At 61.7% G+C, this 13,542-nt stretch carries 9 protein-coding genes; 4 read left to right on the top strand and 5 right to left on the bottom strand.

Going from position 1 to position 13,542, the window contains the following annotated elements; genetic code table 11:
* The 5 genes from AAG821_RS16835 to AAG821_RS16815 are packed head-to-tail and all read right to left on the bottom strand — an operon-like array spanning nt 1 to nt 5,408.
* Nucleotides 1-1,545: an ABC transporter ATP-binding protein gene (locus tag AAG821_RS16835; protein ID WP_341911649.1), complete on the bottom strand. Its 1,545-nt coding sequence runs from the start codon at nt 1,543-1,545 to the stop codon at nt 1-3.
* A gap of 13 nt (nt 1,546-1,558) precedes the next feature.
* Entirely contained in the window at nt 1,559-2,263 is a 705-nt protein-coding gene (locus AAG821_RS16830; protein WP_341911647.1) for an isochorismatase family cysteine hydrolase, read from the bottom strand.
* Nucleotides 2,260-3,186, bottom strand: coding sequence for an ABC transporter permease (locus AAG821_RS16825; RefSeq protein ID WP_341911646.1), 927 nt, complete (start codon nt 3,184-3,186; stop codon nt 2,260-2,262). Before AAG821_RS16825 ends, AAG821_RS16830 begins: the two co-directional genes overlap by 4 nt.
* Nucleotides 3,183-4,274: an ABC transporter permease gene (locus tag AAG821_RS16820; protein WP_341911644.1), complete on the bottom strand. Its 1,092-nt coding sequence runs from the start codon at nt 4,272-4,274 to the stop codon at nt 3,183-3,185. The genes AAG821_RS16825 and AAG821_RS16820 overlap by 4 nt, the downstream gene beginning before the upstream one ends.
* A gap of 12 nt (nt 4,275-4,286) precedes the next feature.
* Nucleotides 4,287-5,408 carry a BMP family ABC transporter substrate-binding protein gene (locus AAG821_RS16815; protein ID WP_341911641.1) on the bottom strand — a complete coding sequence of 374 codons (1,122 nt, stop codon included), beginning with the start codon at nt 5,406-5,408 and terminating at the stop codon, nt 4,287-4,289.
* 337 nt (nt 5,409-5,745) lie between these two features.
* Here AAG821_RS16815 and AAG821_RS16810 point away from each other — a divergent pair, with 337 nt between their 5' ends.
* The 4 genes from AAG821_RS16810 to AAG821_RS16795 form a co-directional block, all read left to right on the top strand.
* Nucleotides 5,746-6,597, top strand: coding sequence for a sulfite exporter TauE/SafE family protein (locus AAG821_RS16810; protein WP_341911639.1), 852 nt, complete (start codon nt 5,746-5,748; stop codon nt 6,595-6,597).
* A 129-nt stretch (nt 6,598-6,726) separates the two neighbouring features.
* Nucleotides 6,727-8,196, top strand: a complete 1,470-nt coding sequence (locus AAG821_RS16805; RefSeq protein ID WP_341911637.1) for a sensor domain-containing diguanylate cyclase — start codon at nt 6,727-6,729, stop codon at nt 8,194-8,196.
* Between the two features lie 129 nt (nt 8,197-8,325).
* A complete protein-coding gene (locus tag AAG821_RS16800) occupies nt 8,326-9,267 on the top strand; it encodes a UDP-glucuronic acid decarboxylase family protein (RefSeq protein WP_341911634.1) in 942 nt (313 codons plus the stop codon).
* A gap of 660 nt (nt 9,268-9,927) precedes the next feature.
* On the top strand, nt 9,928-13,542 hold a 3,615-nt coding region (locus AAG821_RS16795; protein ID WP_341916353.1), incomplete at its 3' end, for a heme utilization protein.

Genomic DNA, 13,542 nt, shown 5'->3' with positions numbered 1-13,542 from the left:
TCAGTGTCCTGCCATGTGGCGGCCGATCACGGTGAGATCGGCGGCGGCGATGGCATCCTCATAGACGATACGGCCGGAAAACATCACGGCGATGCGGTCCGACAGTTCAAACAGCTCGTCGAGATCCTCGCTGACCAGCAGCACGGCGGCGCCGCGGTTGCGCGCCGCCATGATCTGGCCGTGGATATCCGCCACGGCGGCGAAATCGAGGCCGAAGCAGGGATTGGCGGCGACCAGCACATTCACCTCGCCGCCGATTTCGCGGCCCAGCACGGCACGCTGCACATTGCCGCCGGACAACTGGCCGATGGCGGCATCCGGCCCCGGCGTCTTGACACGATAGCGTGCGATCACCTGTTTTGCAGCTTCTCGAAAGGCGCCGGGTTTCAGCCACCAGCCACCGGCGGCGAAGGGCGGCTCGTCGAAACGACGGAAGGCGAGATTCTCGGCCACGCTCATGGTGGCAACGCAGGCATTGCGCAACGGCTCTTCCGGCAGGCAGGACAGCTTGTGGCGCTTCATTGCTGCCCGGCTGCAATCGAACGCTTCGCCATGCAGCGCGATGCCGCCATCGGTGATCTTGCGCTGGCCGGCAATCGCCTCAACCAGCTCGCGCTGGCCGTTGCCCGAGACGCCGGCGATGCCAAGAATCTCGCCGGCGCGGACGCGAAGCGAGATACCCCTTACGGCGGGCTGGCCAGCATCGTCAGCGACATTGAGCGTGTTGATCGCCAGCCGCGTCTCGGCCGGTTCGCCGCTGCGCGGGGCAGGTTCAGGCAGCTTCTGCTCGCCCATCATCATCTTCGCCATGTCATCAGCGGTGAGGTCAGACACCTTGCCGCTGCCGGCTAACTTGCCACGCCGCAGCACCGTCACGCTGTCGGCAAAGGCAAAGACCTCGCGGAATTTATGGGTGATGGTCAGAACCGTGAGCTGCTTTGACCTGGTCATGTCGCGCAGCAGGCCCAGCACTTCATCGGCTTCGCCCGGTGTCAGCACCGAGGTCGGTTCATCCAGGATCAGGAAGCGGCGCTTGAGATACAGCTGCTTGAGGATTTCGGTCTTCTGCTTCTCGCCGGCCGACAGCGCCGCGACCTTGCGGTCGAGCGGCACGCGAAACGGCATGGTGGCGAAGAAGGATTCCAGCTCGAAATGTTCGGCCTTCCAGTCGATCACGGTCGGCAGATCGGTGCGGGCCAGGGTCAGATTTTCGGCCACCGTCATGTCGGGGACCAGGGTGAACTGCTGATAGACCATGCCCAGGCCCAGGGTATGGGCCATGCGCGGACTGTCGATCGGCTGTTCATGGTTGCCGATCATCACTTGGCCGGTATCGGGCGTGTAATAGCCCATGATGCATTTGACCAGCGTGCTCTTGCCGGCACCGTTCTCGCCCAGCAGGGCATGGAAGCTGCCAGCCTCCACCTTCAGCGTCACATCGTCCAATGCCTTGAGCGCGCCGAACTGCTTGCTCATGCCCAGCGCTTCCAGCGACACCGCGCCGGTGCCGGGCGGGGCGGCAGGATCGGGGACGAACATCACCATTTGGCCCACCTTGTCATGCAATGCCTTCCAGGAAGGCGGTGGACGTGGCAACCGCACCGAACACGCCGCCCTGCATCTTGATCATCTTCAGCGCGGCATCGTGGTTGCCCCTGTCGGTGGCGCCGCAGCAGTCTTCCAGCAGGATGCATTCAAAGCCGCGGTCGTTCCCTTCGCGCATCGTGGTGTGGACACAGACATCGGTGGTGATACCGGTCAGCACGATATTGCGGATGCCGCGCAGATTGAGGATCAGCTCCAGGTCGGTGGCGCAGAAAGAGCCCTTGCCGGGCTTGTCGATGATGACTTCGCCATCCAGGGGGGCCAGTTCGGGGATGATGTCCCAGCCCGGTTCGCCGCGCACCAGGATGCGGCCACAGGGGCCGGGATCGCCGATGCCGGCGCCGATGCGTTGCGAGCGCCAGCGCTTGTTGGCCGGCAGGTCGGCCAGGTCAGGGCGGTGGCCCTCGCGGGTATGGATGATGTGATAGCCCTTGGCGCGCATGGCGGCGAGCAGATTCCGGATCGGCTCGATCGGCGCGCGAGTCAGAGAGAGATCATAACCCATCGTATCGACATAGCCGCCCTTGCCGCAGAAGTCGGTCTGCATATCGATGATCACCAGCGCGGTATTCTCAGGCCGCAGGTCGCCATTCCACGGCCAGGGATAGGGATCGGCGGCGACATGACGGCCGGTTGTGGCGGTGTTCTGATAGGTCATCGTGTCACTCCCAGTTCACCTGGCGCGCCGGCCAGCGTGCGGTCGCGCGAGCAGGTCAGGATCATGATGAGCAGGGTCAGCACATAGGGCGCGGCGTTGAACAGATAGTAGCCCTGGGTGATGCCGACGGATTGTAATGCAGGACCCAACGCTGCAGCTCCACCGAACAGCAGCGAGGCCCAGAAGCACAGCATGGGATTCCAGCGCGCGAAGATTACTAGCGCGACGGCTGTGATGCCCTGGCCCGATGACAAGCCCTCACTCCAGCTGCCGGGGTAGGACAGCGACAGGAAGGAACCGCCGATGCCGGCGAGGAAGCCGCCGCCGGCAGTGGCGAACGTCCTCACGCGGTTGATGGCATAGCCCAGCGCCCGTGCCGCATCGGCACTGTCGCCCACCGTGCGCAGGATCAGGCCCCAGCGCGTGTTGCGGAAAGCCCAGAGCAGAACCGGCGCCAGCACCACGCCGATCAGGAAGAGCGCGTTGATGCGCAGTGAATCCCTGACTTGCGCATTGTCGCTCCAGTTGCCGAAGGGAATGGAGGGCAGGTTCGGGGCCTGCGGCTGGATGAAGGGCTTGCCGAGGAAGAAAGCGAGGCCGATGCCGAACAGCATCAGTGCGATACCCACTGCGATATCGTTGACTCGCGGCAGGCTGCAGATCAGGGCATGCAAAATACCGAAGACGGCGCCGGCGCAACCTGCCGCCAGCACGCCGAGCCACGGTGAACCAGTGAGGTAAGACACCGCGTAGCCGCTCATGGCGCCCATCACCAGTGTGCCTTCAAGGCCGAGGTTGATGCGACCGCTTTTCTCGGTGATGCATTCGCCGAGGCTGACGAACAGGAAGGGCGTGCTGACACGGATGGCGCCGGCCAGCACCGCCAGCGGCACGCCCCACCAGCCGAGCAGATCGGCGCTCATGCTTTCACCTTCTTCAGCCATGGCAGGCGGCCGTAGAGTACTTCGCTGGTCAGGATAGCTATGAAGATCAGGCCCTGCAGCACCAGCACGGTGGCATCGGGCAGGCCCAGTCGGCGCTGCAGCAAGCCGCCGCTGGCGCCGATGCCGCCCAGCAGAATGGCAACGGGAATGATGGCGAGCGGATTATGCCGCGCCAGGAAGGCGACAAGAATGCCGGTATAGCCGTAGCCGACGATCAGCGATGCATTCGCCTTGCCATGCACGGCCGCCACTTCGACCATGCCGGCGAGACCAGCTGCGGCGCCGGCGAGGCCGCAGGCGACCAGCACCAGCTTGCCGACGGGAAGACCGACCATGCGTGCGGCCTTCACATTGCCGCCTGCCACCCGCATGCCAAAACCGAAGGTGGTGCGGTAAATCAGGATATAGGCCAGGACACAGGCGATGATGCCGTAGGCGAGGCCCCAGTGGATGTCGGTCCCCGGAATGGTGCTGAGCATATTGGCATCGCCGATATGCGGGGTGGAGGGTTTGTTCAGGCTGGCCGGATCGCGCAGCAGGCCCTCGACCAGATGGTTGAATACGGCAATGGCGATATAGACCAGCAGCAGGCTGGCAATCGTTTCATTGACGCCGCGCCAGTGCCGCAACCCGCCGGCCAGTGCGATCCAGGCCGCACCGGCTGCCATCGCCGCCATCGCCATGGCCAGTTGCACCACCAGCGGCGCCGCATCGGGCAGGGTCTGACTGATCGCAGCCGCGGCAAGGCCGCCGATCACCAGCGCCCCTTCGCCGCCGATCACCACCATGCCAAGCTGGGCGGGCAGGGCACAGCAGAGCGCAGTGAGGATCAGCGGCGCGGCACGCGTCAGCGTGTTCTGCCATGAGAACCACGAGCCGAAGGCGCCGGCATACATCAGGTTATAGGTCTCGAATGGATTGACGCCGGCGAGACTGACAAAAATGCCGAACACCACAAGGGCGCCGAGCACCGCGAGCAGTGGCACGGCGACGGCCTCGGCGCCGCTGCGCAGGATGTCCTGCCAGCGGGCCGTGCCGTTGTCGAGTTTGACCGGGCTCGCCTCCACGTGGATGGGGGCTTAGGCGAGGGCGCCGAGCACGCCTTCAACCAGGTAGTTCATCTTCTCCAGTTCAATATCGGTCTGGCCGCGTTCGGTGCCGGCACCAATCACCGTATTGCCCTTGTTGTCCTTGATCGGCCCCTTGAAGATCACGTAACTGCCAGCAGTCAGCTTGGCCTTGATGTCATCGGCATGTTTGCGCGCCTTGTCCTGCACCAGCGCGCCATAGGCGGAGGTTTTGACCACGCCTTCCTTGAGGCCGCCGCGCACCAGGTTCGGCAGCTTCTCACCGCCCTGCACCGATTTGGCCAGCTTGGGATACAGCGCTTCCCAGTTCCATTCCGCGCCGGTGAGATAGCCCTTCGGCGCCAGCTTGGATTGATCGACGTGATAGCCGCAGACCATGATGCCACGCTTCTCGGCGGTCTCTGCGATCACCTTCGGGCTGTCGACATGGCAGGTGACGACATCGACTCCCTGGTTGATCAGGCCGTTGGTAGCTTCGGCTTCCTTCACCGGCATCGACCAGTCACCGGTGAAGATCACCTGCGTGGTGACATTCGGATTGGCCAGCTTGGCGCCGAGTGTGAAGGCGTTGATGTTGCGCAGCACTTGCGGGATCGGTTTGGCGGCGATGAAGCCGAGCTTACCGGTCTTGCTGGTGTAGCCGGCGACGATGCCGCTGAGATATTGGGCCTCGTCGATGTAACCGAAATAGCTGCCGGCATTGGCCGGATCCTTGTCGGACCATAGACCGCCGCAATGCAGGAAGCGGACCTTCTCGTACTTCTTGGCCAGCTTGATCATGTGTGGGTTGTAGTAACCGAACGAGGTAGGGAAGACCAAGGCGGCACCATCGAGGTTGATCATCGACTCCATGGTCTTCTCGACCGCGACGGTCTCGGGCACGTTCTCTTCTTCCAGCACCTTGAAGCCGCCGAGCTTCTTCAGTGCAGCGGCACCCTGGGCATGGGCCTGGTTGTAGCCGAAGTCATCGCGCGGCCCGACATAGATGAAGCCGATGGCGACATCCTTGGCGTGGGCGGGGCTGAACGGCAGACCCGAAGCCAGGCTGGCGGCACCGAGGGCGGCGCTTCCCTGCAGCAAGCTGCGGCGGCTGAGTTTGAATCCTGACGTCATGACATTCCCCCTGTCCCATTGGCTGAAGTGGTCTTCGCCTTATACGGGCAGCAAGAGTCGTGCCGCAACTTAGGCGGACTTGAAATAATCATTGATAACAATGAATTATGCAGGGTGGCGGAAGGACTGAAGGGGCAAGGCGTGGTAAAATATGAGTAAAAATTAATCAATATTCCGTGATTGTATGCACCTTTTATACCCGCATTCGGACCGGTTCGTTGCCGCAGATGCATCATTGGCCGACAATCTTTGTACCGACTCTATACCGCCTGCCCAGCCTGACGTATGAGCAGCACCGGGCTTCATCGTTTCATCCCCCCTGTCCGAGACTGACATCATGATCCTTGGCATTCCCTATACCGAGCTGGCCTGGCTGGCGGTGGCATTGCTCGCCGCTGGCGCCGTGACTGGCATTCTGGCCGGTGTGTTCGGCGTCGGCGGTGGTGCCGTGATCGTGCCGGTGCTCTATGAACTGTTCACCCTGCTTGCGGTGCCGGAAGAGGTGCGCATGCCCCTGTGTGTCGGGACGTCGCTGGCGGTGATCATTCCCACCTCGATCCGGTCGTTCAACGCCCATCGCCGCAAGGGGATGGTCGACATGTCGATCGTGAAAATCTGGGCGGTTCCGGTGGTGATCGGCGTGCTGGTCGGGGGGGTGGTTGCCCGCTATGCGCCGGCCGATGTGTTCAAGGCCGTATTTGTGGTGGTGGCCGGCCTGTCGGCTTTCCGCCTGCTGCTGGGCAAGGACAGCTGGAAATTGGCCGAAGATATCCCTGGGCCGCTTGGCATGCGGGCTTTCGGCCTGGTGATCGGCGTGCTGTCTGCCCTGATGGGCATTGGTGGTGGCCAGTTGTCCAGCCTGTTCATGACTTTCTATGGCCGCCCGATCCATCAGGCGGTGGCGACATCTTCGGGGCTGGGCGTGATCATCTCGGTGCCTGGTGCGATCAGCTTCATTTATGCCGGCTGGCCGCGCGCCGCTGAATTCCCCGATGTGGCGGCACTGCAGCCTCCGCTGGCGCTGGGCTATGTCTCGCTGATCGGCTTCATCCTATTCGTGCCGACCAGCATCTGGACGGCGCCGATCGGGGCCAGGCTGGCGCATACATTGCCGAAGCGGAAACTGGAAGTGCTGTTCGGCCTGTTCCTGACTTTGGTCTGCGTGCGGTTTGTTCTGAGTTTCTTCTGAGCCTTCGACGAGCCATTGGCACGCTGACGCAAGGGCAGGGCGGGGCAAAATATCCCCGCTGCCTCTGTACGAACTGCCCGTAATGCGCGTATCTCTGTGAATGAAATTCAGTCGGGGGCTGGTGCGGGCATGCGGCTCGTCCTGAGTGACAAGCGTCTGCTGGTGGCGACGGTGACGGCGCTGCTGGTGATCGGTTTTCTGGCCACATCGCTGGCGAGCTATTTCGTCTCGCGCCAGTCCTTGCGCGATGCCGTCGTGCAGACGGAACTGCCACTCACCTCCGACAACATTTATTCCGAAATCCAGAAAGATCTGGTGCAGCCGATCGTCATTTCCTCGGTGATGGCGACCGATACATTTCTGCGCGACTGGGTGTTGAATGGAGAAAATGAATCCGATCGCATAACGCAGTATCTGCGCGAGATCAAAGAGCGCTATGGTGCCGTCACCAGCTTCTTCGTTTCCGAAACATCGCGGGTTTATTATCATGCCGATGGAATCCTGAAACGCGTCGATGAAAAAGAACCGCGCGACGAATGGTATTTTCGTGTGCGCGCGATGACGCTGCCTTACGAGATCAATGTCGATCCTGATCTTGCCAATCAGGACACGATGACGATCTTCATCAATTATCGTGTGATGGATTACAGTGGCAATCTGATTGGTGTCGCCGGCATCGGCCTCACCGTCAATGCAGTGCGCACGCTGATTGACGACTACCAGAGCCGCTTCGGCCGCACGGTGTATTTTGCTGATTCTGAAGGCCGCATCGTTCTGGTTGGCGCAGATAATTCTGTTCCCGAGAATGAAATCGCGCAGCGCGGCACGCTTGCGAAGCTGAAGCAGGAGTGGTCGCGCGGGCAGACGCGGAACTTCGAGTATGACTATCGTGGCAGCACGCGCTTTCTCAATGTCCGTTTCATATCCGAGCTTGGCTGGTATCTGCTGGTTGAGAAAGAAGCAGACAGCGATCTCGCGCAGATCAGGCGTGCGCTCTTTGTCAACCTGGTCATCTGCTTCGTCATCACGGCCCTGGTGTTACTGGCGACATGGCTTACCATCAACCGTTTCCAGCGCAGGTTGGAGGCGATGGCGACGACCGACAAGCTGACCGGACTGGCGAGCCGCCATGCCTACGATATCCTGGTCGATCAGGCGATGCGTGATGCGCGCCGACTGAATCAGCCGCTGTCAGTGGTGATGGTGGATGTCGACCGTTTCAAGGCGATCAATGACAACATGGGCCATCTGGCCGGCGATCGCGTACTGGTCGGCATCGCCAATGCGATCCGCGCCAGTTTGCGATCATCCGATCTGATCTGCCGCTGGGGCGGGGATGAGTTTCTCGTAGCGCTGCGCAACTGCGATCTGTTCAATGCGGAACGTTTGGCCGAAACCATCAGGCAGACGGTCGAAAGCGCAGCCTTCAATTTCAATGGCCGTACCATTCCTGCCACCGTCAGCGTGGGCGTAGCCATTCTGCGTATCGATGATGATGCGGCGGGCTTCATTGGCCGCGCCGATGCCGCGCTGTATCGTGCCAAGCAGGATGGCCGCAACATCGTGCGCTCCGATACGTTGATGCAGGCGGCCGACTGAGCCGCGGATTGCCATCCGAGTCGGCGCGATTGCCCGCGGCGGCATCTGGGCGCTTGTGCCGGGGAAGGGGCCTCGGTAGGTTTGTAAATCGTCGGCGAGAATCCGATGTGAATCGCTTGGGGGGATCGAATGCGGGAGTCAGGTCGAGTTCTCATCACCGGTGGCGCAGGTTTTCTGGGCTCGCACCTGTGTGAACGGCTGATCAAAGACGGCATGGACGTGCTGTGCGTCGATAATTACTTCACCGGCCGTCGTACCAACGTTGAAGCGCTGCTCAAGCATCCGAGCTTTGAGATCATGCGGCACGACGTGACATTCCCGCTCTACGTCGAAGTCGACCAGATCTACAATCTTGCCTGTCCGGCCTCGCCGATCCATTACCAGCATGATCCGGTGCAGACGACCAAAACCAGCGTGCATGGCGCGATCAACATGCTGGGCCTGGCCAAGCGCGTGCGCGCAACGATTTTCCAGGCGTCAACGTCGGAAGTGTATGGCGACCCGCAGGTTCACCCGCAGACCGAAGATTATTGGGGCCATGTCAATCCGATCGGCCTGCGCTCCTGCTACGATGAAGGCAAGCGCTGCGCCGAAACGCTGTTCTTCGATTATCACCGCCAGCACAAGCTGAAGATCAAGGTTGGCCGTATCTTCAACACCTACGGCCCGCGCATGCATCCCAACGATGGCCGCGTGGTGTCGAACTTCATTGTTCAGGCTCTGCAGGGCAAAGACATCACCATTTACGGCAAAGGCACGCAGACGCGCTCGTTCTGCTATGTCAGCGATCTGATCGAGGCTTTCGTGCGGCTGATGGCGAGCGGGCCCGAGGTGACCGGCCCGATCAATCTGGGCAATCCGGTGGAATTCACGATGATCGAGCTGGCGGAGGCGGTTTTGCGGCTGACGGGCTCATCATCAAAGCTGATTTTCCAGCCTTTGCCCTCTGACGACCCCAAACAGCGCCAGCCGGACATCAGCAAGGCCAAGCAGGCCCTTGGTTGGGAGCCAAAAGTTAAGCTGGAAGACGGTCTCAAGGAGACCATCGCCTATTTCCGCTCGATTATTTGACCCGTCCCCATAGAATTCTCACGAATTCTTACGCTGATTGTTAGGTTTTTTTTCCTAAACAGTGCATACAATGGGCAGCTTTTGGTTGTGCGTATGTCTCACGCACCGATTCGCTAAAAGCCAAGACTCGTTTGAATAACTTCATGAAATATAACAATAAATACGGCACCATTCAAAAGGGGTATTCTTTCTATCTGTCTTTTCCTGTCGTAATCCGCCGTTTTCGTCCTGTCTCTCGCTACGTTTGCGTGACAGGTTTTTAAAACTAACGCGTGCAAATTCCTGCTTGCGTTAACCATCAAAATCAAATAGCTCTATTCATCGCGTACAGAAAGTTATTGCGAAACGCTACAGAAAGTGAGCGCTAGCCATGGGTACTCTTAGCGAAGCGGCGATGAGTCGCAAATTCGCCCCTCGATGGCCAATCGTTGGATCGCGTCGACTATCGTTCCTGGATTATGTCCGGGCGGTTTTGGCGTTTTTCTGTAGTTTTCCAATATCTCATCAAGTTTTTTCATCGTTCAGGCCCTGGGCTGGTCTGAGCGATTTCGCCGTGTACGCGAGCCTGCACCGTTGCATTGGGCGTGAGGCACGCCTGACGCAACGCATCGCTTACACGACATTGGGCAGCGCTTAAGGCGCTCTGGGGGAGGATTTATCATGGCTGGCATTAGTTTCCTTTCGGCGACACAGATCTCAAATCTGTCTGCAACGACCATTCAGGGTCTGACGACGACCGACATTCAGTCGCTCAAGTCGACGCAGATCGCCGCACTTTCCCAGACCGGCATCGAAGCCCTCAGCACAACGCAGGTCGATGCGCTGCTGACCACGCAGGTCAAGGCGCTCACCGCCACACAGTTTGGCTACTTCACCACCTCACAGCTGGTCTTCGATGCTGCACAGTTGCAGGTTCTGTCCGCCGCGCAGTTGCAGGCGCTGAGCACGACGAACCTCTCCGCGCTCGACCAGACTCAGATCCAGGCCCTCAACAGCACCCAGATCCGCGCGCTCACCACCACCCAGTTGGGCGCTCTCGAAACCACCGACATTGCTGAACTGGCTTCGACCCAGCTCGGCGCGCTGAACGCGACGCAGATTCGCGCGATCAGCAGCACCAACCTTGAGCAGCTCAGCACCACCCAGATCAGCGGCCTGACCTCCACCCTGATTCAGGCGCTCGACACCGCGCAGACCCAGTCGCTGTCGACCACCTTCATCAATGCCCTGCGCTCCACGCAGGTTGTCGGCCTCACCACCACCCAGGTTGGCCAGCTGAATGAGACCCAGACCGCGGCGCTGTCCACCACCGCGGTGTCGGCACTGCTGTCCACGCAGGTTGCGGCCCTGACCACCACGGCGCTGAACGCGCTGGATGCGACCCAGGCGCAGTCGCTGACGGCCAACCAGGTCAAGGCGCTGACGACGACGCAGATTGCCTCGCTTGAGACCACCGATGTTGCCGATCTGACGACAACGCAGCTGAAGGCGCTGAGCACAGTCCAGCTGAAGTCGCTGACCACCACCAACCTGAACCAGCTCAACACCACCCAGACCCAGTCGCTGACCGCGACTCAGCTGCAGGGCCTCAGCACCACGCAGATCGGTTCGCTCGATACGACCGACGTTGGCGAGCTGACCACGACCCAGCTCAAGGGCCTGACCACCACGCAGGTCCGTGCACTTACCAATACCAATCTGGCTGCTCTGGACACCACGCAGACTCAGGCGCTGACTGCTACGCAGCTGCAGAGCCTGACCACCACGCAGATCGGTTCGCTCGAAAGCACAGATGTGCTTGAGCTGACTTCGACGCAGCTGGGCGCGCTGACCACCACGCAGGTCAAGTCGATCAGCACCACGGCGCTGGCCGAGCTGACCGCTGGCCTGGCCGGCGGTTTGACCTCGTCGCAGCTGGGTGCTCTCAGCACCACACAGCTGGACTCCGTCACCACGACAGTGCTGGGTGCGCTGAATTCGACGCAGGTGAAGGGCCTGAGCACCACGCAGATCGGCTCGCTGGATGAGACGCAGATCACGTCGCTGACCAGCACGGCGATCACCGGCCTGGCCGGCACGCAGGTTGCCGCCATCACCACCACGGCGCTGAACGCGCTCGATACCACGCAGTCGAAGGCACTGAGCGCGACGCAGGTGAGCGCGCTGACGACCACGCAGATCGCGTCGCTTGAGACCACGGATGTCGCCGACCTGACGACGACCCAGCTCAAGGCGCTGACCACCGCGCAGATCAAGGCGCTGACCACCACCAACCTGAACCAGCTGGATACGACCCAGACCCAGGCCCTGAGCGCCGGGCAGATCGCGGCGCTGACGACCACCCAGGTTTCCAGCCTCGAAACCACCGATATCGGCGAGCTGAGCAGCACGCAGGTGGCGGCTCTGAGCACGGTCCAGGTGGCGGCGCTGGAGACGACGGACCTGAACGCCCTGGATGCGACGCAGTCTAAGGCATTGACGGCGACGCAGCTGAAGGCGCTGACCACGACGCAGATCGGCGCGCTGGATACCACCGATGTGCTCGAGCTGACGACGACGCAGCTGGGCGCGCTGACCACCGCGCAAGTCGCCTCGATCAGCACCACGGCGATTGCCGAACTGACCACGACGGCGATCGGCGGCCTGACCTCGACGCAGCTTGGCGCCTTGACCACCACACAGCTGGACTCCGTCACCACGACGGCGCTGGGTGGCCTGAACTCGACGCAGGTGAAGGGCCTGAGCACGACGCAGATCGGCTCGCTGGAAGACACGCAGGTGACTGCGCTGACCAGCACGGCGATCACCGGCCTGGCCGGCACGCAGGTGGCGGCTCTGACCACCACGGCGCTGAATGCGCTTGACGCCACGCAGTCGAAGGCGCTGAGCGCCACGCAGATCGCGGCGCTGACCACGACGCAGATCGCCAATCTTGAGACCACGGATGTCGCCGACCTGACGACAACCCAGCTCAAGGCTTTGACCACGACCCAGCTGAAGTCGCTGACCACCACCAACCTGAACCAGCTGGATACGACCCAGGCGCAGTCGCTGTCTGCCGCACAGATCGGCGGCCTGACGACCACGCAGATCGCCAGCCTCGAGACCACCGACATCGCGGATCTGACCACCACCCAGATCAAGGGCCTGACCACGGCCCAGGTGGCGGCGCTTGAAACCACTGACCTGAATCAGCTGGATACAACCCAGACCCAGGCGCTCAGCGCCACGCAGGTCAAGGCGCTGACGACGACGCAGATCGGTGAACTGCAGAGCACCGATCTGATCGAGCTGACTTCGACTCAGTTGGGTGCGCTCAGCACCGCGCAGGTCGCGGCGATCAGCACCACGGCGATTGCCGAGCTGACCGGTGTCCAGGCCCAGGCTCTGACCTCGAGCCTGCTGGGCGCCCTGACCACCACACAGCTGGACTCCATCACCACGACGGTGCTGGGTGCGCTGAATTCGACGCAGGTAAAGGGTCTGACCACCACACAGGTCAGCTCGCTGGATGAGACGCAGGTGACTGCGCTGAGCAGCACGGCGATCACCGGCCTGTCCGGCACGCAGGTGGCGGCCATCACCACCACGGCGCTGAATGCTCTCGACACCACGCAGTCGAAGGCGCTGAACGCTACGCAGATCGCGGCGCTGACCACGACGCAGATCGCGTCGCTTGAGACCACGGATGTCGCCGACCTGACGACAACCCAGCTCAAGGCGCTGACCACCGCGCAGATCAAGGCGCTGAGCACCACCAACCTGAACCAGCTGGATACGACCCAGACCCAGGCCCTGAGCACCGGGCAGATCGCGGCGCTGTCGACCACGCAGGTTGCCAGCCTCGAGACCACCGATATCGGTGAGCTGAGCACGACGCAGCTGAAGGCCCTGACCACCGCGCAGGTGGCAGCGCTGGAGACGACAGACCTGAACGCCCTGGATACGACCCAGGCGCAGGCCCTGACGGCGACGCAGCTGCAGGCGCTGACCACGACGCAGATCGGCTCGCTGGACAGCACCGACGTGCTCGAGCTGACGACGACGCAGCTGGGCTCGCTGAGCACCACGCAGATCAAGTCGATCAGCACCACGGCGCTGGCCGAACTGACCACGACGGCGATCGGCGGCCTGACCTCGACGCAGCTTGGCGCCTTGACCACCACACAGCTGGACTCCGTCACCACGACGGCGCTGGGTGGCCTGAACTCGACGCAGGTGAAGGGCCTGAGCACCACGCAGATCGTTTCGCTGGAAGACACGCAGGTGACTGCG

The sequence above is a fragment of the Ferrovibrio terrae genome, from assembly GCF_943372915.1.
In the GTDB taxonomy this organism is placed as follows: domain Bacteria; phylum Pseudomonadota; class Alphaproteobacteria; order Ferrovibrionales; family Ferrovibrionaceae; genus Ferrovibrio; species Ferrovibrio terrae_A.
Note: the sequence above shows the minus strand (reverse complement) of the source record. Positions and strands in the feature narration are given on the sequence as shown.